The 23,538-nt window shown below is 62.5% G+C and carries 31 protein-coding genes; 12 read left to right on the top strand and 19 right to left on the bottom strand.

What is annotated here, in order from left to right; genetic code table 11:
• Positions 1-106 precede the first annotated feature (106 nt).
• The 10 genes from M52SOB_RS13780 to M52SOB_RS13735 all read left to right on the top strand — a co-directional run bounded on the left by M52SOB_RS13780 (position 107) and on the right by M52SOB_RS13735 (position 8,050).
• A complete protein-coding gene (locus M52SOB_RS13780; protein ID WP_131112345.1) occupies positions 107-442 on the top strand; it encodes an ATP synthase subunit I in 336 nt (111 codons plus the stop codon).
• A gap of 4 nt (positions 443-446) precedes the next feature.
• Positions 447-1,304 (top strand): F0F1 ATP synthase subunit A, encoded by an 858-nt coding sequence (gene atpB / locus M52SOB_RS13775; RefSeq protein ID WP_131112344.1) that lies wholly within the window; start codon positions 447-449, stop codon positions 1,302-1,304.
• 53 nt (positions 1,305-1,357) lie between these two features.
• A complete protein-coding gene (gene atpE, locus M52SOB_RS13770) occupies positions 1,358-1,603 on the top strand; it encodes a F0F1 ATP synthase subunit C (protein ID WP_126447509.1) in 246 nt (81 codons plus the stop codon).
• A 37-nt stretch (positions 1,604-1,640) separates the two neighbouring features.
• Positions 1,641-2,111, top strand: a complete 471-nt coding sequence (locus tag M52SOB_RS13765; protein ID WP_131112343.1) for a F0F1 ATP synthase subunit B — start codon at positions 1,641-1,643, stop codon at positions 2,109-2,111.
• Between the two features lie 6 nt (positions 2,112-2,117).
• A complete protein-coding gene (locus tag M52SOB_RS13760) occupies positions 2,118-2,651 on the top strand; it encodes a F0F1 ATP synthase subunit delta (protein WP_131112342.1) in 534 nt (177 codons plus the stop codon).
• A gap of 11 nt (positions 2,652-2,662) precedes the next feature.
• Positions 2,663-4,201, top strand: coding sequence for a F0F1 ATP synthase subunit alpha (gene atpA / locus M52SOB_RS13755; protein ID WP_131112341.1), 1,539 nt, complete (start codon positions 2,663-2,665; stop codon positions 4,199-4,201).
• 20 nt (positions 4,202-4,221) lie between these two features.
• Positions 4,222-5,103, top strand: a complete 882-nt coding sequence (gene atpG, locus M52SOB_RS13750) for a F0F1 ATP synthase subunit gamma (protein WP_131112340.1) — start codon at positions 4,222-4,224, stop codon at positions 5,101-5,103.
• A gap of 23 nt (positions 5,104-5,126) precedes the next feature.
• The gene (gene atpD / locus M52SOB_RS13745; protein WP_131112339.1) at positions 5,127-6,524 is read left to right on the top strand and encodes a F0F1 ATP synthase subunit beta; all 1,398 of its coding nucleotides are present in this window, start codon (positions 5,127-5,129) and stop codon (positions 6,522-6,524) included.
• 9 nt (positions 6,525-6,533) lie between these two features.
• Complete coding sequence (locus M52SOB_RS13740; RefSeq protein ID WP_131112338.1) at positions 6,534-6,953, top strand: F0F1 ATP synthase subunit epsilon; 420 nt, start codon at positions 6,534-6,536, stop codon at positions 6,951-6,953.
• A 119-nt stretch (positions 6,954-7,072) separates the two neighbouring features.
• On the top strand, positions 7,073-8,050 hold the full coding sequence (locus M52SOB_RS13735) for a PAS domain S-box protein (RefSeq protein WP_131112337.1): 978 nt from the start codon (positions 7,073-7,075) through the stop codon (positions 8,048-8,050).
• Here M52SOB_RS13735 and M52SOB_RS13730 read toward each other — a convergent pair.
• From M52SOB_RS13730 to ribBA, 16 genes are all read right to left on the bottom strand, one after another.
• The gene (locus M52SOB_RS13730) at positions 8,036-8,611 is read right to left on the bottom strand and encodes a ubiquinone biosynthesis accessory factor UbiJ (protein ID WP_131112336.1); all 576 of its coding nucleotides are present in this window, start codon (positions 8,609-8,611) and stop codon (positions 8,036-8,038) included. The genes M52SOB_RS13735 and M52SOB_RS13730 overlap by 15 nt on opposite strands.
• A gap of 164 nt (positions 8,612-8,775) precedes the next feature.
• A complete protein-coding gene (gene ubiE / locus M52SOB_RS13725; protein ID WP_284155253.1) occupies positions 8,776-9,510 on the bottom strand; it encodes a bifunctional demethylmenaquinone methyltransferase/2-methoxy-6-polyprenyl-1,4-benzoquinol methylase UbiE in 735 nt (244 codons plus the stop codon).
• Positions 9,511-9,518: 8 nt separating this feature from the next.
• Positions 9,519-9,941, bottom strand: coding sequence for a gamma-butyrobetaine hydroxylase family protein (locus tag M52SOB_RS13720; RefSeq protein WP_131112334.1), 423 nt, complete (start codon positions 9,939-9,941; stop codon positions 9,519-9,521).
• Between the two features lie 71 nt (positions 9,942-10,012).
• Positions 10,013-10,951, bottom strand: coding sequence for an HPr(Ser) kinase/phosphatase (hprK, locus tag M52SOB_RS13715; protein WP_131112556.1), 939 nt, complete (start codon positions 10,949-10,951; stop codon positions 10,013-10,015).
• A complete protein-coding gene (gene ptsN, locus M52SOB_RS13710) occupies positions 10,939-11,400 on the bottom strand; it encodes a PTS IIA-like nitrogen regulatory protein PtsN (RefSeq protein ID WP_131112333.1) in 462 nt (153 codons plus the stop codon). Before ptsN ends, hprK begins: the two co-directional genes overlap by 13 nt.
• Positions 11,401-11,529: 129 nt before the next feature.
• The gene (gene hpf, locus M52SOB_RS13705; RefSeq protein WP_131112332.1) at positions 11,530-11,841 is read right to left on the bottom strand and encodes a ribosome hibernation-promoting factor, HPF/YfiA family; all 312 of its coding nucleotides are present in this window, start codon (positions 11,839-11,841) and stop codon (positions 11,530-11,532) included.
• Between the two features lie 13 nt (positions 11,842-11,854).
• Entirely contained in the window at positions 11,855-13,300 is a 1,446-nt protein-coding gene (locus tag M52SOB_RS13700) for an RNA polymerase factor sigma-54 (RefSeq protein ID WP_131112331.1), read from the bottom strand.
• A gap of 5 nt (positions 13,301-13,305) precedes the next feature.
• Positions 13,306-14,040 carry an LPS export ABC transporter ATP-binding protein gene (gene lptB, locus M52SOB_RS13695; protein ID WP_131112330.1) on the bottom strand — a complete coding sequence of 245 codons (735 nt, stop codon included), beginning with the start codon at positions 14,038-14,040 and terminating at the stop codon, positions 13,306-13,308.
• Positions 14,037-14,465: a recombination regulator RecX gene (gene recX, locus M52SOB_RS13690; protein ID WP_131112329.1), complete on the bottom strand. Its 429-nt coding sequence runs from the start codon at positions 14,463-14,465 to the stop codon at positions 14,037-14,039. Before recX ends, lptB begins: the two co-directional genes overlap by 4 nt.
• Positions 14,458-15,477 carry a recombinase RecA gene (recA, locus tag M52SOB_RS13685; RefSeq protein ID WP_131112328.1) on the bottom strand — a complete coding sequence of 340 codons (1,020 nt, stop codon included), beginning with the start codon at positions 15,475-15,477 and terminating at the stop codon, positions 14,458-14,460. The genes recX and recA overlap by 8 nt, the downstream gene beginning before the upstream one ends.
• 27 nt (positions 15,478-15,504) lie before the next feature.
• Positions 15,505-15,999, bottom strand: a complete 495-nt coding sequence (locus tag M52SOB_RS13680; protein ID WP_131112327.1) for a CinA family protein — start codon at positions 15,997-15,999, stop codon at positions 15,505-15,507.
• 1 nt (position 16,000) lies between these two features.
• Complete coding sequence (locus tag M52SOB_RS13675; RefSeq protein ID WP_131112326.1) at positions 16,001-16,504, bottom strand: phosphatidylglycerophosphatase A family protein; 504 nt, start codon at positions 16,502-16,504, stop codon at positions 16,001-16,003.
• Positions 16,505-16,510: 6 nt separating this feature from the next.
• On the bottom strand, positions 16,511-17,446 hold the full coding sequence (gene thiL, locus M52SOB_RS13670) for a thiamine-phosphate kinase (RefSeq protein WP_131112325.1): 936 nt from the start codon (positions 17,444-17,446) through the stop codon (positions 16,511-16,513).
• 12 nt (positions 17,447-17,458) lie between these two features.
• Positions 17,459-17,908, bottom strand: a complete 450-nt coding sequence (gene nusB, locus M52SOB_RS13665) for a transcription antitermination factor NusB (RefSeq protein ID WP_172601855.1) — start codon at positions 17,906-17,908, stop codon at positions 17,459-17,461.
• On the bottom strand, positions 17,905-18,411 hold the full coding sequence (gene ribH / locus M52SOB_RS13660; RefSeq protein ID WP_131112323.1) for a 6,7-dimethyl-8-ribityllumazine synthase: 507 nt from the start codon (positions 18,409-18,411) through the stop codon (positions 17,905-17,907). The genes nusB and ribH overlap by 4 nt, the downstream gene beginning before the upstream one ends.
• Positions 18,408-19,508: a bifunctional 3,4-dihydroxy-2-butanone-4-phosphate synthase/GTP cyclohydrolase II gene (ribBA, locus tag M52SOB_RS13655; protein ID WP_131112322.1), complete on the bottom strand. Its 1,101-nt coding sequence runs from the start codon at positions 19,506-19,508 to the stop codon at positions 18,408-18,410. Before ribBA ends, ribH begins: the two co-directional genes overlap by 4 nt.
• Before the next feature lie 172 nt (positions 19,509-19,680).
• Between ribBA and M52SOB_RS13650 the strand changes: the two genes are divergently transcribed.
• Positions 19,681-20,238, top strand: coding sequence for a bactofilin family protein (locus M52SOB_RS13650; protein ID WP_131112321.1), 558 nt, complete (start codon positions 19,681-19,683; stop codon positions 20,236-20,238).
• A 239-nt stretch (positions 20,239-20,477) separates the two neighbouring features.
• Entirely contained in the window at positions 20,478-21,005 is a 528-nt protein-coding gene (locus M52SOB_RS13645; RefSeq protein ID WP_131112320.1) for a GTP-binding protein, read from the top strand.
• Here the strand turns inward: M52SOB_RS13645 and M52SOB_RS13640 are convergent.
• The 3 genes from M52SOB_RS13640 to M52SOB_RS13630 all read right to left on the bottom strand — a co-directional run bounded on the left by M52SOB_RS13640 (position 20,982) and on the right by M52SOB_RS13630 (position 23,415).
• Entirely contained in the window at positions 20,982-21,593 is a 612-nt protein-coding gene (locus tag M52SOB_RS13640; RefSeq protein WP_131112319.1) for a DUF3501 family protein, read from the bottom strand. The genes M52SOB_RS13645 and M52SOB_RS13640 overlap by 24 nt on opposite strands.
• A complete protein-coding gene (locus M52SOB_RS13635) occupies positions 21,590-22,915 on the bottom strand; it encodes a heterodisulfide reductase-related iron-sulfur binding cluster (RefSeq protein WP_131112318.1) in 1,326 nt (441 codons plus the stop codon). Before M52SOB_RS13635 ends, M52SOB_RS13640 begins: the two co-directional genes overlap by 4 nt.
• A gap of 83 nt (positions 22,916-22,998) precedes the next feature.
• Positions 22,999-23,415, bottom strand: a complete 417-nt coding sequence (locus M52SOB_RS13630; protein ID WP_131112317.1) for a rubrerythrin family protein — start codon at positions 23,413-23,415, stop codon at positions 22,999-23,001.
• Positions 23,416-23,538 lie beyond the last annotated feature (123 nt).

The raw sequence follows: 23,538 nt of genomic DNA, 5'->3' as shown, positions 1-23,538 counted from the left end.
AAGCAGTCGATTTATATTTTCTCGCTTTGACGGAAGCGTGCGTCGCCGATGGTTCGCGCCGTGGGCGACACGATGGGGAAACAGGCAGAATCAGGGTCGCCGGAGCATGCTGAAAACTCTCTTGCTCCAGGCGGTCGCGATCCTCGTGACGGCGGCATTGGCCGGCTTGTTCGCGGGTCGGGTCGGGGTGCAATCCGCCCTGGCGGGCGGCATGGCCTATTTTCTGCCGAACCTGTTGTTCGTGCTGCGCCTGACGGTAGCGATTGCCGCGCGGCGCGCAGGAGCGGTGGGGTTTCTGATCGGCGAGGCCGTCAAGCTCGCAGCGGTCGTTGCCTTGTTGCTGTGGCTGCCGCGGGTGCTGGAAATCGATTGGCCGGCCCTGCTTGCCGGCTTGTTCGCCGTGATGTTAGTGAATCTTTTCGCGCTGTTGCTGAAGACCTGAAGACATGGCTACCGAGCACGCCCCCACCGCTTCCGAGTACATCGTCCACCACCTGACCCACTGGAAGAGCGCGGCACAAACGTCGCTGGTCGATTGGTCGGTCTTCCACCTCGACACGCTGTTTTATTCGGTGACCCTCGGTTTGCTCGCCGTTTTCCTGCTGGCGCGTGCTGCTAAGAAGGCGACTTCTGGCGTGCCGGGTCGCTTTCAGGCCGCGGTCGAGATCCTCGTCGAGATGGTTCATGACCAGGCCAAGGGTATCGTTCATTCACCAGAGTCGCGCAAGTTCGTCGCCCCGCTGGCCTTGACCGTGTTCGTCTGGATTTTCTTGATGAATGCGATGGACTTGTTGCCGCTCGACCTGTTGCCGAACATCTGGTCGGCGATCTACGGTGCCGCCGGGCATGACCCGCATCATGCTTACATGCGTGTCGTGCCGACCGCGGATCTCAATGCCACCCTCGGCATGTCGCTCGCCGTGCTGTTGATCTGTCTCTACTACAACGTCAAGATCAAGGGCCTGGGTCACTGGGTGCACGAGCTGTTCACCGCGCCCTTCGGTGCTCATCCGCTGCTCTGGCCGGTCAATTTTGCGATGCAGCTGATCGAGTTCGTCGCCAAGACCGTTTCGCACGGCATGCGTCTGTTTGGCAACATGTATGCCGGCGAACTGATCTTCATGCTGATCGCGTTGATGGGTGCTGCTTGGGTCGGCACCTTTGGCAGTGGCCTGCTCTGGCTCGGCGGTGTGATCGCCGGCTCGATCTGGGCGATCTTCCACATCCTGATCATCACGCTGCAAGCCTTCATCTTCATGATGCTGACGCTGGTCTATGTCGGCCAGGCACATGAAAGCCACTGATTTCGTCTCATCCCTTTTCGATTCAACCCTCATTTAAATCACAAGGAGTCATCATGGAAAGCATCGTTGGTTTCGTCGCGCTGGCTGCCGGTCTGATCATCGGTCTGGGCGCCGCGGGCGCTTGTATCGGCATCGGCATCATGGGCAGCCGCTTCCTCGAAGCATCCGCCCGTCAGCCTGAGCTGATGAACACCCTGCAAACCAAGATGTTCCTGCTGGTCGGTCTGATCGACGCCGCGTTCATCATCGGTACCGGTATCGCCCTCTGGTACACCACCGCCAATCCGTTCATCAAGTAAGCGGCTTTTCCCTTTGACGCTTTGAAGGATTGATACCGTGAATCTGAACGCAACGCTATTCGCCCAGCTGGTTGTGTTCTTCATTCTGGCGTGGTTCACGATGAAATTCGTGTGGCCGCCCATCATGAAGGCGCTCGACGAGCGAGCCGCGAAGATCGCCGAGGGCCTGGCCGCAGCGGACAAGGCGAAGACCGATTTGCAACTCGCCGAACGGCGTGCCACCGACGAACTGCGCAAGGCGCGTGAAGCGGCCAATGAGCTGCGCAGCGGTGCCGAGCGGCAGGCGGCCCAAGTGCTCGACGAGGCGCGGGCCGAAGCGGCACGCATCATCGCCGCCGCCCGTGCCGCGGCCGAAGGCGAAGCCGAGGTCGCAGCACAGCGGGCCAAAGAGGCGCTGCGCGATCAGGTGGCGATGCTGGCCGTTGCCGGTGCCGAGCGGATCCTGCGCAAGGAAATCGATGCGGCGAAGCACGCTGATCTGCTCGAGCAGCTGAAGGCGGAGCTCTGATCCGTCATGGCCGAGAACGTCACCATCGCCAGGCCTTACGCCGAAGCGGCTTTCGAGCTCGCCAGGTCGACGGGTGCGCTGGCTTCCTGGCAGGCTGCACTCGCGCGTCTGGCCGCCGCCGCCGTCGACCCGGCGATGCGCGAGTGCATGCACGATCCGCGCCTCACGCCGGCGACGCTGGCCGACCTGTTTCTGGGTGTGGCCGGCGAACTCACGCCCGAGCAATGCAATTTCCTCAGCATCCTCGTCGATAATCGTCGTCTCGATGTGCTGCCCGAAATCAGTGCCCTGTTCGAGGAGCTCAAGAATGCCCAGGAAGACACTCGCGAAGCGCGTGTCATCTCGGCGTTTCCGCTCACCGAGGCACAGCTCGCCAAGCTCGTCGGTGAGCTCGAGCGCAAGTTCGGCTACAAGATCAAACCGACCGTCGAGGTCGACCCGGAATTGATCGGCGGTGTACGCATTGCCCTGGGTGACCAGGTTATCGACGCTTCCGTCCGTGGCAAGCTCAATGCCATGGCGGTCTCGCTCAAGAACTAGGAGCCATTTCAATGAACCTCAATCCCTCCGAAATCAGCGAACTGATCAAGAGCCGGATCCAGAATCTGCAGCTTGCCCCTACCGCGCGCAACGAAGGCACGGTGGTGACGGTGACCGACGGCATCTGCCGCATCCATGGCCTTGCCGATGTCATGCAAGGCGAAATGCTCGAATTCCCCGGCAATACTTTTGGTCTGGCGCTGAACCTCGAGCGCGACTCGGTCGGCGCCGTGGTGCTCGGCGAGTACGAGCACATCACCGAAGGGGACACCGTCAAATGCACGGGCCGCATCCTCGAAGTACCGGTCGGGCCCGAGCTGATCGGCCGCGTCGTCAATGCGTTGGGTGAACCCATCGATGGCAAGGGCCCGGTCGAAGCGAAGCTCACCGACAAGATCGAGAAGGTCGCACCGGGCGTGATCTGGCGCAAGTCGGTTTCCGAGCCGGTGCAGACGGGTCTCAAATCGGTCGACTCGATGGTGCCGATCGGCCGTGGTCAGCGGGAGCTGATCATCGGCGACCGCCAGACGGGTAAGACGGCCGTCGCGATCGATACCATCATCAACCAAAAGGGCAAGGATCTGATTTGTATCTATGTCGCCGTCGGCCAGAAGGCATCGACGGTGATGAACGTGGTGCGTAAGCTCGAAGAAACCGGTGCGATGGATTACACCATCGTCGTTGCCGCCACCGCTTCCGAGTCCGCCGCGATGCAGTTCATCGCCCCCTATGCCGGCTGCACGATGGGCGAGTACTTCCGCGACCGCGGTCAGGACGCGTTGATCATCTATGACGACTTGACAAAGCAGGCTTGGGCTTATCGGCAGATTTCACTGTTGCTGCGCCGCCCGCCGGGCCGCGAAGCCTATCCTGGCGACGTGTTTTATCTGCACTCGCGTCTGTTGGAACGCGCCGCGCGCGTCTCGGAGGCGTGGGTCGAGAAGATGACCAATGGCGCCGTCAAGGGCAAGACCGGTAGCTTGACCGCGCTGCCCGTGATCGAAACGCAGGCCGGCGACGTCTCCGCCTTCGTGCCGACCAATGTGATCTCGATCACCGACGGTCAGATCTTCCTCGAAACCGACCTGTTCAATGCCGGCATCCGTCCGGCGATCAACGCCGGTATCTCGGTGTCCCGCGTCGGTGGCGCTGCCCAAACCAAGGTGATCAAGAAGCTCGGTGGTGGCGTGCGTCTCGCCCTCGCCCAGTATCGTGAGCTGGCGGCCTTTGCGCAGTTTGCCTCGGATCTCGACGATGCCACCCGCAAGCAGCTCGAACGCGGCCGCCGCGTCACCGAGCTGATGAAGCAGCCGCAATACTCGCCGTTGCCGATCGCCGAAATGGCGGTGTCGCTGTTCGCGGTCAACCAGGGCTTCCTCGACGACATCGACAGCAGCAAGATCCTGTCCTTCGAGTCCGCACTGCACCAGTACATGCGTCAGCAGCACGGCGCGCTGATGGAGAAGATCGAGAACACCAAGGATCTGGACAAGGAAGGCGAAGCGGAGCTTTCCGCCGCCATCGCCGCGTTCAAGAAGACCTGGGGCTAACCCGTCGGGAGAAACGCGCCATGGCAGGCGGCAAGGAAATTCGCAGCAAGATCAAGTCGGTTCAGAACACCCGCAAGATCACTAAGGCCATGGAGATGGTGGCCGCATCCAAGATGCGCAAGGCGCAGGAGCGGATGCGAGCCGCCCGTCCCTATAGCGAAAAGATCCGGCGGCTGGCCGCGCATCTGGCTGCCGCCAACGTCACCGAATACCGGCATCCGTTCCTGGGCAAAAAGGGTGCCCCGGAACACAAGCGCGTCGGTTTGGTGGTCGTGACGACCGACAAGGGTCTGTGTGGCGGCCTCAACACCAACGTGCTGCGCATGGCGCTCAATGCGGTGCGCAAGTGGGAGGCCGAAGGCGCCACGGACATCCGTGCCACCTGCATCGGCAACAAGGGCCTGGGCTTCATGCAGCGTCTGGGTGCCAACGTCATTTCCCATGCGGTGCACTTGGGCGATACGCCCCATCTGGACAAGCTGATCGGACCGATCAAGGTGATGATCGACGCATTCCAGAATGGTGAGCTGGATGTGGTGTATCTGGCCTACACGCGTTTCATCAATACCATGCGTCAGGAGCCGGTGCTGGAGCAATTGCTGCCCCTGACCGGCGAGCGGCTCGGCACGCCAGAAGGCTCCTGGGACTATCTGTATGAGCCGGAGGCCAAGGTGGTCATCGACGAGCTGCTGACACGCTATGTCGAGGCGCTGATCTATCAGGCGGTCGCCGAGAACATGGCTTCCGAACAGTCGGCGCGCATGGTGGCGATGAAGGCGGCGACCGACAACGCCGGCACCGTGATCAAGGAGCTGCAGCTGGTCTACAACAAGGCGCGCCAGGCTTCGATTACCAAAGAAATTTCCGAGATCGTCGGCGGTGCTGCTGCGATCGCGGGCTGATTTGCGACATTGAGGATACGACCATGAGTCAAGGAAACATTGTTCAATGCATCGGCGCGGTGGTGGACATCAAGTTCCCGCGTGGAGAAATGCCCAAGGTCTTCGACGCGCTGACGATCGATCCCAGCGAGACCGGCTGCGAGGAAGGGCTGACCTTCGAGGTGCAACAGCAGCTCGGCGACGGCGTGGTGCGCACCATCGCGATGGGATCGTCCGACGGCCTGCGTCGCGGTATGAAGGTCAACAACACCGGCGCACCGATCTCGGTGCCGGTCGGTCACGCGACGCTGGGCCGCATCATGGACGTGCTGGGCCGGCCGATCGACGAGGCGGGCCCCATCGCCACGGAGGAGCGCCGGCCGATCCACCAGAAGGCGCCGGCCTTCCGCGAGCTCTCGCCCTCGGTCGAGCTGCTAGAGACCGGCATCAAGGTCATCGACCTGATCTGCCCATTCGCCAAGGGCGGCAAGATCGGTCTGTTCGGTGGCGCCGGCGTCGGCAAGACCGTGAACATGATGGAGCTGATCAACAACATCGCCAAGCAACACTCCGGCCTGTCGGTGTTCGCCGGCGTCGGTGAGCGCACCCGCGAGGGTAACGACTTCTATCACGAGATGAAGGAGTCGAACGTGCTCGACAAGGTCGGCATGGTGTTCGGCCAGATGAACGAGCCGCCGGGCAATCGTCTGCGCGTCGCGCTCACTGGCCTGACGATGGCCGAGGCGTTCCGTGACGAAGGGCGCGACGTTCTGCTGTTCATCGACAACATCTACCGCTACACGCTGGCCGGTACCGAAGTGTCGGCGCTCTTGGGTCGCATGCCGTCAGCAGTGGGCTACCAGCCGACACTGGCCGAGGAAATGGGCCGTCTGCAGGAGCGCATCACCTCGACCAAGGTGGGTTCGATCACCTCGATCCAGGCCGTGTATGTGCCGGCGGACGACCTCACCGACCCGTCGCCCGCGACGACCTTCGGCCACCTCGACGCCACCGTCGTGCTTTCGCGCGACATCGCCTCGCTGGGCATCTATCCGGCGGTAGACCCCCTCGATTCCACCAGCCGCCAGGTCGATCCGAACATCATCGGCGAGGAGCACTACCAGACCACCCGCCGCGTGCAGGCGACGCTGCAGCGCTACAAGGAGCTGCGCGACATCATCGCGATTCTCGGCATGGATGAACTGTCGCCCGAAGACAAGCTCACCGTCTCGCGCGCGCGCAAGATCCAGCGCTTCCTGTCACAGCCGTTCTTCGTCGCCGAAGTGTTCACCGGTTCGCCCGGCAAGTATGTGACGCTCAAGGAGACGATCAAGGGCTTCAAGATGATCGTCGACGGCGAGTGCGACCAGTTGCCCGAGCAGGCCTTCTACATGGTCGGCGGCATCGAGGAAGCGTTCGAGAAGGCCAAGACACTTCAGTAAGGGGCCGCGATGGCACTCACCGTTCATGTAGATGTCGTCAGCGCGGAAGAGTCGATCTTCTCGGGCCTGGCGGAGTTCGTCGTGCTGCCCGGCGAAGCCGGGGAGCTCGGCATCCTGCCGGGCCACATGCCGCTGATGACGCGCATCAAGCCTGGCGCGGTGCGCCTGAAAATTCCCAACCAGACCGAGGAAGAGCTGATCTTCGTTGCCGGCGGCGTGCTGGAGGTGCAGCCGGGGCTGGTGACCGTGCTCGCCGATACGGCGATCCGCGGCAAGGATCTCGACGAGGCCAAGGCGCTGGAAGCCAAGAAGCGCGCCGAGGAGGCGATGGCCAACAAGAGTGCCGAGATGGACTTCGCCCGGGCCCAGGCCGAACTGGCCGAAGCAGTCGCCCAGCTGGCGGCAATCCAGAAGCTGCGCCGCAAGTAGGCGCTCACCTATTTGCATTCGCAAGGGCAGCTTCGGCTGCCCTTGTGTTTTGTTGCAAAGTCGGCGCTGGCGGGACGGCACCCGCTAGAATTCAGCCTTCTGCGTGGCGGTCCAACCAGATGCGACACAGTAAGGAAGCCCAGGAACGTGCCGTTGCCATGATGCGCGCCGGCGAAAAGCCGATGCTCGACATCGCGCGCGAATTCAACGTTTCGACGACTACTTTGCGCACCTGGTATCGCGCCAGTGAAGCGCGTGCAAGGGCGCAATTGAGCGCCAAACGGGTGGCCACCGCATTGTCGCAGGAGAAATACACCCGGGCCAGTCAGCGACAACGTCTGCTGATGCATGCGCTCGAACAGAGCCCGGCGACGATCATCGTCACCGACAGCGAAGGCAAGATCGTCTACGCCAATCCGAAGTTCGTCAGCACGACGGGCTACCAGCTCGAAGAGGCGTTGGGGCAGACACCGCGCCTGCTCAAATCGGGCGAAACCTCGCAGGAGGAGTACCGGCGCCTGTGGCAGACCATCAAGGCCGGCAGAGAATGGCGCGGCATCTTCCACAACCGCCGCAAGGACGGCTCCCTGTATTGGGAGCGGGCATCGATCTCGCCGGTGCACGATGCCAAGGGGCGCATCACGCATTTCATGGCGGTGAAGGAAGACATCACGAGCTTCATGGAAGCCGATGCGGCGCGGCGGCGAATCGCTGCCGAATTCACCGCGGTGTTTGCGGCGCTGCCGACAGCCATCGTCGTGATCGACGCGCAGCAGAAAATCCTCATCGCCAACCCGGCAGCCGAAGCTTTACTGGGCATTCCGCTACGGCGTAACGCCCCTTTTACAGATTTGAATCTGCGCTGGGTCGATGGCGCGGGACTTGCGTTGCCGGTCGCTGATCATCCGATCGTGCGGATGCTGACCGAGAAGGGCAGCAAAGTGGCGGAAGCCGTCATCGGCGCGATCCCGCCCACCGGGGGGGTGCGATGGCTCAGATGTCAATGCCGCACGCTCGACATGCCAGATTCCAAAGAAGCGGTGGTGCTGATGGTCTTGAGCGAAACGGAGGAACCGCGGCAGTCAGCGTTTGATTGAGGCCAGCCGACTTTCGACGCGGGCGAGTTCTCCGTTCAGGCGGGCAATGCCTTCCCGCAAGGCATTCAATTCGTCTCTGGGCGCCAGGAGGCGATTTTCGTGCAGCAGGTATTCGGCGAGGTTTTCGGCGAGATTCGTAACAGCGCGGCTCTGCCAGTCGGCCAACCGTGAGGCGGCGAGAACGAGGCGATGAGCGGCGACGTCGCCGACGAATCGGGATAAATCTTCCTCGAAATCCCAACGCAGGTTGCGAAAGACGAAGGAAAGCGCAGTGGCAAATTCCGCATTGCCCTCGACACTCGCTTGCGCCATTGCCTTTTCGAGACCCTGCGCTAGCTTGAACGGTGTGTCGGCCGGCAGGCGGATGAGAACATCTGCGACGGCGGGATCTTCTTCGACCGGTGTCAAAAAGCCATCAGATGTGACCTCAAAGGCTACGCCGATGGGTGGGAGAAGGAAACGGGCGCGGCGCCCAGCGAAGGGAGACAGACGCGCACGGGCCCAGGGCGCGCCGGCGAGCAGGTGATTGAGCGCGGCGAGCAGTGGCCGTTCGATCATCATCCCGGAATGTCCATTAGGGCGCGAGGCGATTTCGTGGCGAGGGCGAGGCCATTTGCGTCCGCGCGACGAGCCCGCCCGCAGACCGAAAGCGCCCGCGCAGTCCAAGGTAACGAGGCTTGCTATCGCTCATCGGCTGACAGGACGGTCTAATGGACAATCCGGGATCATATCTTGTAGCCGCGGTGCAGCGCGACCACGCCTGCCGTCAGGTTGAAATAATCGACGTGGGAGAATCCGGCCTGTTCCATCATCTGTTTCAGGGTTTCCTGGTCGGGATGCATGCGGATCGATTCCGCCAGGTAGCGGTAACTGTCCGGGTCATTGACGACCTTCTTGCCCAGCCACGGCAGCACCTTGAACGAATAGAAGTCGTAGGCGGACGAGAGGGGTTGCCAGATCTTCGAGAATTCGAGCACCAGCAGACGGCCGCCCGGCCGCAGCACGCGCAACATTTCAGCGAGTGCCCGTTCCTTGTGGGTCATGTTGCGCAGACCGAACGCGACGGTGACGATGTCGAAATGATCGTTCGGGAAGGGCAGTTTCTCGGCATCGCATTGGGCGACGGGGCCGGTCTTGCCTTCGTCGAGCAGCCGATCGCGGCCGCGTGTCAGCATCGCGTTGTTGATGTCGGTGAGCCAGACCTCGCCGGTCGGGCCGACGCGCTCATGGAAGGCGGACGCCAGATCGCCGGTGCCGCCGGCGATGTCGAGCACCCGCTCCCCGGGGCGGGCCGCCGCGACTTGCAGGGTGAACAGCTTCCAGAGACGGTGCAGGCCGACGGACATCAAATCGTTCATCAGGTCGTACTTGTCGGCGACCGATGAAAACACGCCTTTGACGCGTTGCGCCTTCTCGCTTTCAGGAACGGTCTGGAAGCCGAAATGCGTGTCCGCCATGATGGCTCCAATCAGTGCTTGCCGCAGCCGCCGCCCGTTTTCGGCGGCTGGGTGGTCGAATCGATGTCGCGGCTCGCGCCGGCAGCTTCGAGACGGGCGAGATAGTCAGCCCAGAGTGCATCGCGGTTCTTGCCGTAGGCGTAGAGCAGATCCCAGGAATAAATCCCGGTATCGTGACCGTCGGAAAAGACGGGCTGGACGGCGTAATTGCCGACCGGCTCGAGCGATTTGATCTCGACGTTGCGTTTGCCGGTTTGCAGGGTTTCCTGCCCTGGCCCGTGGCCGCGCACCTCGGCAGAGGGCGAATAGACACGCAGGAATTCGTAGGAAAGACGGAAGTTGCTGCCGTCGTCGAAGGTGATCTCCATTTCGCGCGACTTCTGGTGCAACTTGATTTCGGTGGGTATCGGAGTCTTGCGGTCGAGTCCGGCCATGATCGCCTCAGTAGGGGTTGGAGATGGACCTATACATGGGGACTCAGCATCATAGCGCAAGGCACCGGGTATCAGCCGAACTCGGACTGATCCAATGCACGCTGCTGGCGTTGCAGGAACTCCTCCATGCTGTCGATGCCTCTGAGCAGCAGGATCGTCGAACGCACGGCCGCTTCGAGCAGCACCGCGAGGTTGCGCCCGGCGGCCACTGGCAGCACGACTTTCCGCACCGGCACGCCGAGAATGTTCTCGGTCAGCGCATCGAGTGGCAGGCGCGCCATCTCGCCAGAGCCCGGCGTGGGCCGTTGCAGGTGGGTGATCAGCTTCAGGCGCATCTTGCGCCGACAGGCGGTTTCGCCGAAGACGGTGCGGATGTTGAGCAGACCCAGGCCGCGCACCTCGATGAAATCCTTGAGCAGCTCGGGACAGCGGCCTTCGAGCACATCGGGGGCGACGCGTGAGACTTCGACGACGTCGTCCGCCACCAATCCGTGGCCGCGCGTGATCAACTCGAGTCCGAGCTCGCTTTTTCCCACCCCGGAATCACCGGTGATCAGCACGCCGATGCCGAGTACATCCATGAACACGCCGTGCAACATCACGGTTTCGGCGAGCTGGCGGGAAACGTAGATGCGTAACGAGTCGATGACCTGCGCGGTCGGCAATGGCGTGGCGAACAACGGTGTGTCGGTGGCTTCGCAGGCGGCGCGGATCTCCTCGAGGATGTCGCAGCCGTCGGCGACGATGATCGCCGGCGGGCGGGCATCGATGACCTGTTGGAAGATGTGTTCGTGGGGATCGCCCAGGTGGCGCTTGTACCAGATGATCTCGGGTGAACCGAGCACCTGCACGCGGTCGGGGTGGATCAGGTTCAGATGGCCGATCAGATCGGCCGGTGAGACATCGTCGCGATTGACGGCGATCGGGCGATTGAGGGTGCCGCCGATCCAGGTGAGCTTCAGCCGTTCGCGGTTCTTTTCGAACAGCTGGGCGACGATCAGCTGACCGATTGCCACTGCGTGAAGAGCGAAAACACCGCCTTTGCATCGGCTGCTGCGGCGAGTTGTTCGCGGAAGTTCTTGTCACTGAACATCTGGGCCAGTTCGGAGAGGAGCTGCAGATGGTGTTCGCTGGCGGCCTCGGGGACCAAGAGGACGAACACCAGATTGACCGGCTGGCCATCCGGCGCATCGAAGGGAACTGGCGCGGCCAAGCGGAAAAAGGCGCCACGCGCCTCTTTCAGGCCCTTGATGCGCCCATGCGGTATCGCGATGCCGAGACCCAGCCCCGTCGATCCCATCTTTTCGCGCGCGAAGAGCGCGTCGAAAACCGTGCTTCTGGAGATACCGTAACGTTGCTCGAAATGCTGCCCGGCCTGTTCGAACAGGCGCTTCTTGCTGGTGACGTCGAGGCCGACGACGATGTCGTCGCTGCTGAGGAGTTGCGCTATCAGGTTCATTTCAGGTATGGGGATCGCCCGTTCACCCTGAGTGAAGAAGAAAATCGCCACTGCCGGGGGTTTCCCGAATCTGGCGAACAGGGGGCGAAGTATATACCCCGCCTCCTCTCCCGTGGATGATTTCGCCGCTTACTCGACCGCAGGGCGGGTATGACCGTGATCGTTGTGCTTGCCCTTGTATTTCTGCACCTGGCGATCGAGCTTGTCGATCAGGGTGTCGATCGCGGCGTAGAGATCGGTATCGCTGCTGTCGGCATAGATGTCCTTGCCGCGGACGTGCAAGGTGACTTCGGCCTTCTGGACCAGTTTTTCGACGGAAAGGATCACATGGACGCTGGTGACGTGATCGAAATGCCGCACGACCCGCTCCAGCTTGGAGGAAACGTAATCGCGCAGGGCCGGGGTGACTTCGATGTGGTGCCCAGTGATGGAGAGATTCATGATGGCTCCTCTTTCAGAGAGTTTTGCGAAGGTTGACCGGCGGGATGCCAAGGGATTCACGATACTTCGCGACGGTGCGCCGCGCGACCTTGAAGCCCTGTTCGCCGAGGATATCCGCGATGCGCGCGTCCGAAAGCGGCTTTTGGCCGTCTTCGGCGGCGACGAGCTGCCTGATCAGCGCCCGGATCGCGGTGGATGAAGCCGCGCCGCCGGTATCGGTGGCGACGTGGCTGCCGAAAAAATATTTGAGTTCATAGATGCCGCGTGGACAGGCGAGGTATTTCTGCGTCGTCACGCGCGAGATGGTCGATTCGTGCAGATCGACCGTTTCGGCGATCTCGCGCAGTGTCAGCGGGCGCATCGCGACCTCGCCGTGATCGAAGAAGGCGCGCTGGCGATCGACGATGGCTTGCGCGACACGTGCGATGGTATCGAAACGCTGCTGCACGTTCTTGATCAGCCACTTGGCTTCCTGCAGCTGGCCGGTGAGATTGCTGCTGCCGCTATTGCGATGCCGGCGCAGCAGATCGGCGTATTGACGGTTGATGCGCAGGCGCGGCATGACATCCTGATTCAACTGGGCAACCCACTGGCCGCGCAATTTCCGGACGATCACGTCGGGCACGACATAGCGCGTGTCGAGCGACGCGAATTGCGCGCCCGGCCGCGGGTTGAGCGAACGGATCAATTCCTGGGCGCTGCGCAATGCCTCGTCGTCACAGCCCGTCGCCTTTTTGATGCGCGCGTAATCGTGCGCCGCCAGCTGTTCGAGGTGGTCGCGCACGATCGTCATCGCCAGCGTGCGTTCCGGGGTGGCCGGCAAGTTGGCGAGCTGGAGCAGCAGGCATTCGCGCGCATCGCGTGCGCCGACGCCCGTTGGGTCGAGACTTTGTAAATGTTTGAGCGCGATCTGCAAGTCCTCGATGACTTCGTCGGGCTCGCCGATCAGCTCGGCGGGCAGCACCTCGGCGAGCTCCTCGAGCGGCTGGTCGAGATAGCCGTCCTCGTCGAGCGCTTCGATCAGGAACGCCACCAGCAGCCGGTCGCGCCCGGCAAGCTGCGAGAGGGCCAACTGGGCGATCAGGTGATCGGTGAGACTCGTCGCGGCGGCCTGCAGTTCGCCGGCATCGGCATCGTTCTCATCGTTCGGATCGCGCGGTCCTTTGGCGCCAGCGCTGGGCCATTCCAAGCCATCCTCGCCCCATTCGGCGCTGGTCTCGATGCGCTCCTCGCCAGCGGACGGCGCTGGCTCAGTGGCATGGCTCAAGGCATCCGGCGAGCCGCCGAAGACTTGAGCCTCATCCGGCTCCGCCCGTTCGAGCAATGGATTGTCCTGCAGCGCCTGCTCGATTTCCTGGTTGAGCTCCAGCGTCGACAATTGCAACAGACGGATCGACTGCTGCAACTGCGGCGTCAGTGCGAGATGCTGCGACAGCTTGAGCTGGAGCGTTTGCTTCACGACACTCACATCCGGAAATGCTCGCCGAGATAGACCCGGCGCACATTTTCATTATCGATGATCTCGGCCGGATGTCCAGCCGCGAGCACTTCGCCCTCGTTGATGATCGTCGCGCGGTCACAGATGCCCAGCGTTTCGCGCACGTTGTGATCGGTGATCAAGACGCCGATTTCGCGTTCCTTGAGAAAACCGATGATCTTCTGGATGTCGATCACCGCGATCGGGTCGACGCCCGCAAAGGGTTCGTCGAGCAGAATGAAGCGCGGCTGGGTGGCGAGCGCACGGGCAATCTCGACGCGACGACGTTCGCCACCCGAGAGCGCCACCGACGGCTGATCGCGCAGATGGCTGATGTGCAGCTCTTCGAGCAGTTCCTGGAGGCGGGCATCGATCGTTGCTGCATCATAGTCTTGGAGTTCGAGCACGGCACGGATGTTTTCCTGCACCGTGAGTTTTCTGAACACCGAGTTTTCCTGCGGCAGATAGGAGAGCCCGAGGCGGGCGCGCCGATGGATCGGCAGATGGGTCAGGCGGCTCTCACGACCATCGTCTTTGATGAAGATCTCGCCGCCGTCGGCGGCGATCAGGCCGACGATCATGTAGAAACAGGTGGTCTTGCCCGCGCCATTGGGGCCCAGGAGGCCGACCACCTCACCCGCGGCGACATCGAAGCTGACGTCCTTCACGACGGTGCGGCCGCGGAACTTCTTGAGCAGATGGCGGGCGGAGAGCGTCGTCATGAATCGATCTCTTTCAGCAGCTTACGGATGACATCGGCGCTAAAGCCGCGTCCTTGTAGAAAACGGGCCTGCTTTACCCACTCTTGGAGATTGGCCGGCGGGGAGGGGAACTTCTTTGCCCAGACGTCACGGGCGCGTTCCAGTTCGTCGGGGAGATTGGCCATCTGCGCTTCGATCAGTGCCTCATCGACGCCCTTGGTGCGCAGGGTCTGGCGCAGGCGGGTGGGGCCCTGTCGGTTGGCCTTGGCGCGCAGATAGCTCTCGGTGAAGCGGACATCGGATTGCAGCCCGGCAGCGGCAAGCTGGTTCAGCACCATTTCGATTTCATCCGGCGTGCCATGCGCGGCGAGCTTGTGCAGCAACTCGGCGCGCGTGTGCTCGCGCCGAGCCAGCAGCCTCACTGCGCGGGCATAGAGATCACTCACCCGCGAGCGGAGCGCGCAATGCCGCCACCCCGACGGCGGCGCGGATCTTGTTTTCGATCTCGCGCGCGATCTCCGGGTGTTCCTTCAGATATTCGCGCGCGTTGTCCTTGCCCTGGCCGATCTTTTCTCCGTTGTAGGCATACCAGGCGCCGGACTTCTCGATGATCTTGTGTTCGACGCCCAGTTCGACGATTTCGCCTTCGCGCGAGATGCCTTCGCCGTAGAGGATGTCGAAATGCGCTTCCTTGAAGGGCGGCGCCACCTTGTTCTTGACTACCTTGACCTTGGTCTCGTTGCCGATCACCTCTTCGCCTTTCTTGATCGCGCCGGTGCGGCGGATGTCCATGCGCACCGAAGCATAGAATTTCAGCGCGTTGCCGCCGGTGGTGGTTTCTGGATTTCCAAACATCACGCCGATCTTCATGCGGATCTGGTTGATGAAGATGACGAGCGTGTTGGTGCGCTTGATGTTGGCGGTGAGCTTTCTGAGCGCCTGCGACATCAGACGGGCCTGCAGACCCGGCAACTGGTCGCCCATCTCGCCTTCGATCTCGGCTTTCGGCACCAGGGCAGCCACCGAGTCGATGACGATCAGATCGACGCCGCCCGAGCGCACCAGCATGTCGGCGATCTCGAGCGCCTGTTCGCCGGTGTCGGGCTGGGAGATCAAAAGATCCGGCACATTGACGCCCAGCTTGCCGGCATAGACCGGATCGAGCGCATTTTCGGCATCGATGTAGGCGGCCACACCGCCGGCTTTCTGCACTTCGGCGACGACGTGCAGACACAGGGTGGTCTTACCGGAAGATTCCGGGCCGTAGATCTCGACGACGCGACCGCGCGGCAATCCGCCGACCCCGAGTGCGATGTCCAGGCCCAGCGAGCCGGTCGACACCACCTGCAGATCGTTTTCGATCTGGCCCTCGCCCATCTTCATGATGGAGCCTTTGCCGAACTGCTTTTCGATCTGGGCCAGCGCGGCTTGTAATGCTTTGGATTTGTTTTCGTCCATTGGCGATCCCTTTAGCGAATGCGTGGATTATGGCATGTTTCTTGCGAGAGCAATCAGCCCCGTGAGCGCATGGATCACCGATTGTCTGCGGATCGCCTCGCGATCACCTGCAAAAAGTCGGCGTTCGCAAACCGGCACCCCCTCCTTCAGGCACCAGCCGAAACACACCGTACCGACGGGTTTTTCCGGCGAGCCGCCGCTAGGGCCGGCAATACCCGTGATCGCCAGGGAAATCGTCGCGTTGGAGTGTGCCAAGGCACCCGCGGCCATTTCGCCGGCCGTTTCGAGACTGACCGCACCGAAAGTTTCTATGGTGAACATGCGTACTCCAAGCATATCCACTTTCGCGGCGTTTGCATAGGTGACGAAACCGCGCTCGAACCATGCCGAGCTGCCGGGCGTGTGGGTGATGACCTGTGCTGCCCAGCCGCCGGTGCAGGATTCGGCGGTGGCGATCATCAGGCCGCGCAGCTGGCAGATCTGCCCGACGGCTTCGGAGAGAGCGACCAGTTCGGCATCCATTTCAGGACAGCGCTTCGACGATGCGTTTGAACAGCGCGAGGGTGAATATCGTGTAGGCGGCGGCAATGACATCATCCAACATCACGCCGAGACCATTCTTGACCCGTTCGTCGAAATAGCGCGCCGGTGGCGGCTTGACGATGTCGTAGAAACGGAACCACAGGAAGGCGGCGAGCTGCCAAAGCCAGCCGGTCGGCGTCATCATCAACACGGCCCAGAACGGCACGATCTCGTCCCAGACGATGCTGCCATGATCGGCCACGCCCAGCGTCCGGCCGGTGATCTGGCAGGCAGTGACGCCGAGCATGAACGCCAGCAGCAAAAAAACGGCGAAGGCGCCGTCGGCGGGGAACAGTAGGCGCAGCAGCGGATAGGTGAGCCAGGCGAACAGCGTGCCGGCGGTGCCCGGCGCGAAGGGCGAGAGGCCGCTGCCGAAGCCGCAGGCGATCAGGTGTGCCGGATGGGAGAGCAGGAAGCCGGCAGGGGGGGGCGGGGCCTTGGCCATGGCATCTCAGGCGAAGTGGTCGTAACCGCGTTGCTTGACTTCAACCGGCTCACCGCTGGCATCGAGGACGGTGAGCCGTCCCGCCTCTCCGGCTTCGGTCTTGCCGATGCAGGTGAGCGGCAGACCGAGGCGTTCGGACAGCCCCTCGATCGCCGCGTGATGCTCCGGCGAAGCGGTGAAAATCAGTTCGTAATCGTCGCCGCCGGCAAGATAGGCCTCACGCTCCGGGCCGGACGCCGGCAGTAGTTCGAGACGCAGCGTGGCGGCGAGCCGGGAGGCTTCGAGCAGATGGCCAAGATCGGCGAGCAAGCCGTCAGAGACGTCGATCGCCGCGGAGGCGAGCCCGCGCAAGGCGAGGCCGAGTTCCAGGCGCGGCTGGGGACGGTGCAGGGCGGCGAGACAGACGGAGAGCGCCGGCTCGGTGAGTTCGATGCGGCCTTGGAGGTGAGCCAGACCGAGCGCGGCGCGGCCGGGCATGCCCGAGACCCAGATCTCCTCGTAGAGATGGGCACCGGAGCGCAAGAGCGCCATCCCTTGCGGCACTTCGCCGAAAATCGTGACGCAGAAATTGCGTGGCCCGCGCGTGGTGTCGCCGCCGACGATGTCGATGCCGAAGGCGTCGGCGCAATCGAACAGTCCGCTGGCGAATTTTTCCAGCCAGGCCTCGTTCGCGGTCGGCAGGGCGGCGGCGATCACCGCCCAGCGAGGCTGCGCGCCCATCGCCGCGATGTCCGAGACATTGACCGCGAGCGTCTTCCAGCCGAGCGCCTCGGGATCGTCGTCGGCGAAAAAGTGCGTCCCGGCGACCAACATGTCGGTGGAGATCACCAGCTCGCAGCCGGGGGAAGGCCGCACGATGGCGGCATCGTCACCCACCCCGAGCACGGCATGATGGGGCGGGCGACGGAAATAGCGGTCGATCAGTTCGAATTCGGAAGGCATGCCTGCCGAATATTACTTCGTTGTCGCCTCATGGGGCCGCAGGCGCGGCGCCAGCTTGTCGAGCACGCCATTGACGAACTTGTGGCCGTCGGTCCCCCCGTAGGATTTCGCCAGCTCGATGGCTTCGTCGATGATGACGCGGTAAGGCGTCTCGGGATGATCGCGCAGCTCGCAGGCGGCCAAGAGCAGGATGCTGCGCTCGATCGGCGACACCTCGCCCCAGGGACGCGCGATGTGGGGTTCGAGCAGAGTCTGCAGCGCCTGCGGGTCGTCGAGCACACCCTGGAGTAGGCTCTCATAGAGCGGACGATGGGCCTTTTCGAAGCCTGCGACCGATTCGGCCTGAGTGACGATGGCGGCGTAATCCTGGCCGCCGACCAGATGCTGGTAGAGACCCTGCACGACGAATTCGCGCGCGCGGTGACGTGGCGAGGCGGGTTTCTTTGGGCTGGCGGCGCTCACTTCAGCGCCTTCATCAGATTGGCCATTTCGACCGCGCACTGCGCGGCTTCGGCGCCTTTCTGGATCATCCTCACTTCGGCCTGTGCCTCATTCTCGACGGTGAGGATCGCATTCGCGATCGGAATGCCGGTGGTGAGTTGCACATCGGTGACGCCGCGCGCCGATTCGTTCGACACCACTTCGAAATGGTACGTTTCGCCGCGGATCACGCAGCCGATCGCCACCAGCGCGTCGAACTTGCCGGTCTGTGCCATCGTCTGCAAGGCGAGCGGGAGTTCCAACGCGCCCGGCACGCTGACGAGCGTGACGTCGGTGACGCCGAGGCGGCGGAGTTCATGGCAGCAGCCGGAGAGCAGGCCCTCGCCGACATCCTTGTTGAAGCGCGCCATGGCGATGCCGATGGCAAGGCCCGCGCCAGTGAGATTGGGTTCGATCTCAGCGAGTTCGGCGCAGCGCGGATGAGCGGCGGAAGGGGAGTTCGTCGGATTGGGGGTGAAGCTCATGGCTGGATTTCCTCGGGTGCCAGATAACCGCAGATTTCGAGGCCGAAGCCGGTCATGCTCGGCAGCTTGCGCGGGCTGGCCATGAGGCGCATCTTGCCGACGCCCAGCTCGCGCAGGATTTGCGCACCGATGCCATACAGACGCGGATCCCATTTCTGCGCCGGGGGCGGCGCCTCGTTCTGCAAGGCGTCGAGCAAGTCGGCGCCGGTTTCGTTGCGATGCAGGAGCACGATCGCGCCGCTGTCGGCCTGCGCAATGATCTGCATCGCCTGATCGATCGTGAAGGTGTGACGGCGATTCTTGCAGTCGAGGAAATCGAGCACCGAGACCGGTTCGTGCACGCGCACCAAGGTTTCGGTCTCCGGGCGGATCTCGCCGCGTGTCAGGGTCAGATGCACATCGTTGCTGGTCTGGTCGCGGAAGGCGCGCAGCCGGAAACTGCCATGGGTGCAGATCACTTCCTTGTCGGCGACGCACTCGACGAGCTTTTCGTTTTCCGAGCGATACTGGATCAGGTCACGGATGGTGCCGATCTTGAGCTGGTGCTTCGCCGCGAATTCGATCAGCTGCGGCAGACGCGCCATCGAACCGTCCTCGTTCATGATCTCGCAGATCACCGCAGCGGGCTCGCAGCCGGCCATCTGCGCGAGGTCGCAACCGGCCTCGGTATGCCCGGCGCGCACCAGTACGCCACCCTTTTGCGCCATCAACGGAAACACGTGACCGGGCTGGACGAGGTCCGTGGGCTTGGCGTGCTTGGCTACCGCGACGCGAATCGTGCGGGCGCGGTCATGGGCCGAAATGCCGGTGGTGACGCCTTCGGCGGCTTCGATCGATACCGTGAAAGCGGTGCCGTGCGGCGTCTTGTTGTCGCGCACCATCAGCGGCAGGTCGAGCTGGCGACAGCGTTCCTCGGTCAGCGTCAGGCAAACCAGACCGCGCGCATGCGTGACCATGAAGTTGATCGCTTCGGGCGTCACGAATTCGGCGGCGAGGACGAGATCACCCTCGTTTTCACGGTCTTCCTCATCGACGAGGATGACCATCTTGCCGGCGCGTATGTCGGCGACGATGTCCTGGATCGGGCTGATGCTCACGGGGATACTCCTGTGGGGAAGCAACGCATTCTACGCCGGGTGCTGCAAAGTCGGCGTTGGCGGGACGGCACGAAAGTGTCGCTCATTGACGACAGCCACGGATTGCCGTTTTCACGGACTAAGCTCGCGGCCATCAGGGAGCTACAGCACCTACTTATGGAGGACTCGACCCATGTTCAACAAAGGATCCATCTACAACAGCAACCGCGCGGCCGCTTCGCCCAATTCGACCACCCGACCTGCTACGAACATCGCTGCCGCGATTCCGCCCAATGTCGTTCCGGCCGATGACAAGCCGGCGCACGTGAATCCGCCAGCGCCGGCGACCACCGATACGCCCGCGCTGGTGGCCAAGCTGGTGGTCGGGCCCGGTGTCAAATTGAAAGGCGCGGCGATCCAGGACTGTGACACGCTACTGGTCGAAGGCCGCGTCGAAGCTACCATGGACAGCCGTTTCATCCAGATCGCCGATCAGGGATCGTTCGACGGCAAAGTGACCATCGACATCGCCGAAATCCACGGCCGCTTCTATGGCGAATTGACGGCCCGGCAGCAATTGGTCATCCACTCGACCGGTCGGGTCAGCGGCAAGATCCGCTACGGCAAGATCGTCGTGCATGAAGGCGGGGAATTGTCAGGCGACGTCAAATCCGCCAACAATGCAGAAATCAAGGAAGGCGAGAACGAAAGCCAGCCCGCGATTCCACTGCCGCTCAGTAAAACGGCCTAGCAGGCTATGCCGGGCTGAGTTGATGGTGGATCGTCGTGGTCGCGGTACCGCGGCATCCGTGGTGGTGCGACCCATGCACTCGCCCCGCCGTTTGCCTACCACGTTATCCGGGCAAACCACGATTTGACCCATTCCTTGGCAGCTATTCCTCCCCGAAGCGAAGCGAAATCTGGGATAGTTTAGTCATTCGGCATCTCAGTTTTGCAAAGCTGCACAGTTTCTTCTTTTGGGAGCAAGAAATGGCCAATGGCCAGGAACAACACAAGATATTGTTCATCGGACCGGTTGGCGCCGGCAAGACAACTGCAGTCGCCGCGGCGAGTGACAAGGCGGTCGTTTGCACCGACGTCGCCGTCAGTGACATGACCCGTGTTCGCAAGCCGAGCACCACCATCGCCCTCGACTATGGCGTCACGACCCTTGCGGACGGCAAGCGAGTTCACCTTTATGGCGCGCCTGGGCAGGAACGTTTCGACTTCATGTGGGAGATCTTGCGGGAAGGCATCTCAGGTCTGGCGATCTTGATCGACAACAGCCGCCGGTCTCCCTTGGACGATCTCGGCTTTTATTTGCGCTGGCGGCATTCCTTCTCGTTCTCAGGGAAAATGGCCATAGGGGTCAGCTTCACGGATCGCAGCCCGCTGCCCGGGTTGGGCGAGTATCGAGACTTTTTGCGCGCTCAGCAGCAGGATGCTCCGGTCTGCGCCGTCGACGCGCGACGGCGCGAAGACGTCCATCGGTTGTTACATGCGCTGTTCGCTGCCTGAGTCACCGTGGGCGAGATCACTGGCCAATGAGTCGCGTGTGGCCTGGGTGAGGGTCGTTTCGGCCTGATAGTGCGGATGGTCGATGCCGGCGCGGATCGCCGCGCCTGCCATGACGGCCTGACGCATTTCCGGCATCAGCTCGAAACGCAGGAAATGCACCGAGGCGGTCTTGCCGGGAGCTTCGCGCTCGAGATCCTCGTTGGCGATGGGCGTGATGCGCGCGAAATCCGCCACCTGGACCCATACCGCTTTTTCGATACCGATCAGCTGGGTGAGCCTTGCCCTGCGTTCCGCCTCGTCCGGGAACTCGAGCATCAAAGTCGCCTTCCAGTTGCTGCCGTCCGGGATCAGCGGGTTATAGACGTCGAGCTCTTCCTGGATCAGCTCGGGCTCGAAGATGCGCTCGAGACGCAGCATCTCCTGCACCTGATACTGCATCGTCAGCCGGTCCTCGAAATGCAGCGTGGCATTCGGCCCGAGCGCGACGATGCGGTTTTTCTTGTGGGCGAGCACCTTGGCGCGAAAGTCCTGGCGCACGCGGGCATATTGCTCGAGGCTGAACAGCTCCTCGTGGGTCAGTGGTTTCATAAGCCGTAGGCCTTTCTCAGCAGGGTGATCGGGTGTTCGGGCGCGCTGCCGTCGGCGCGGGCGTGACCGATGTGATGGCCGGCCATCGCACAGTCCGAACCGTAATGGTCGGGCGCGTTCTGGTTGATGCGATTGACCACCGGTTTGACGATCTTCATCGCCACAGGATGGAACTCGCGCTTCACCGCATAGGTGCCATCGTGACCCGAGCAACGCTCGATGATGTCGACCGTCGTGTCTGGGATCAGCGAGAGGCATTCCCGGGTCTTTTGGCCGATGTTCTGCACCCGCTGATGGCAGGCGGCATGGTAGGACACCTTGCCCAAGCCCTGTTTGAAATCGGTGGCCAGCCGGCCAGCTTTGTGGCGCAGCATCAGGTATTCGAAGGGATCGTAGAAGGCATCCTTGACCTTCTGCACCTCGGGATCATCGGGGAACATCAGGGGCAGTTCCTGCTTGAACATCAGCACGCAGGAAGGGATCAGGGCGGTCAAGTCCCAGCCGGCGTCGACGAGCCTTGCCAGCACCGGGATGTTCTTTTCCTTGGCGCGCCGCACGGCCTCGAGATCGCCGAGCTCGAGCTTGGGCATGCCGCAGCATTGCTCGGTCGGCACCAGCGAAACCGGGATGCCGTTGTGCTCGAACACGGCGACCAAGTCCTCGCCGGGGCCCGGCTCGTTGCGGTTCATGTAGCAGGTGGCGAACAGCGCCACTTTGCCGGTGGTGCCGGCGGCGGGTTCGGCCGGCGTGTCATCGGGCAGCACGCGCAGGCGGCTGCGCAGCGACTGCGAGGAAAATTCGGGCAGCCAGGCCTCAGCATGGATGCCGGCGACATTCTCCAGCAGCTTGCGCATCGCGCCGATCTTGTTGACGGTGTTGACGGTCGGCGCGACGATCGGGATGCCGCAGAACTTGCCGACCAAGTCCGTGCTGGTGAGCAGCTTGTCGCGCAGCTTCGTCTGGCCCTTCCTGAAATGTACCGCCTTGGCACGCAGCATCAGATGCGGGAAATCGAGATTCCACTCGTGCGGCGGCACGTAGGGGCACTTGGTCATGTAGCACAGGTCGCAGAGGTAGCAATGCTCGACGACCTGCCAATAGTCCTCTTTCTTGACGCCGTCGATTTCCATCGTTTCCGAGGCATCGACGAGGTCGAACAGGGTGGGGAAGGACTGGCACAGGCTCACGCAACGTCGGCAGCCGTGGCAGATCTCGAAGACGCGCTCCATCTCCTGGTAGAGCGCCGCCTGGTCGTAAAAGGCGGGATTCTGCCAGTCGAGAGGGTGGCGGGTTGGGGCTTCGAGATTGCCTTCGCGGGCCATGCGATCCTCCTGTCGCGGGGTCTCTCTGTCGGGGTGGGGGTGCCCGGCGACTGCGTGGTCGCCGGTGTCGGGGTCGAAAAAGATCAGCCCAGCTCGTTCAGGGCTTTCTGATAGCGGTTGGCATGCGAGCGCTCCGCCTTGGCCAGCGTCTCGAACCAGTCGGCGATCTCGTCGAACCCTTCCGCGCGGGCATCCTTGGCCATGCCCGGATACATGTCGGTGTATTCATGGGTTTCGCCGGCAACGGCGGCGGCGAGATTCTCCTTGGTGGTGCCGAAGGGCAGTCCGGTCGCGGGGTCGCCACATTGTTCAAGATATTCCAGATGGCCGTGGGCGTGGCCAGTCTCACCTTCCGCGGTGGAACGGAACAGAGCGGCGATGTCCGGATAACCCTCGACGTCGGCCTTGTTGGCGAAATACAGATAACGGCGATTGGCCTGCGATTCGCCTGCGAAGGCGGCTTTCAGGTGCTGCTCGGTCTTCGATCCTTTGAGTTGCATGGTGACCTCCTCAGATGATGGTTGTCGATGCAGGACGCAGTCACGTCCTGACTGCTTCATCCTAGAGCCGCGCGAGGCGTTGGGGAAATTGTTTTTTCATAATGATTCGATAGCCTTGGGCTA

This window comes from Sulfuricystis thermophila, assembly GCF_004323595.1.
GTDB lineage: Bacteria > Pseudomonadota > Gammaproteobacteria > Burkholderiales > Rhodocyclaceae > Sulfuricystis > Sulfuricystis thermophila.
The sequence above is the reverse complement of the archived record's forward strand: the minus strand, read 5'-3'. Positions and strand labels throughout refer to the sequence as shown.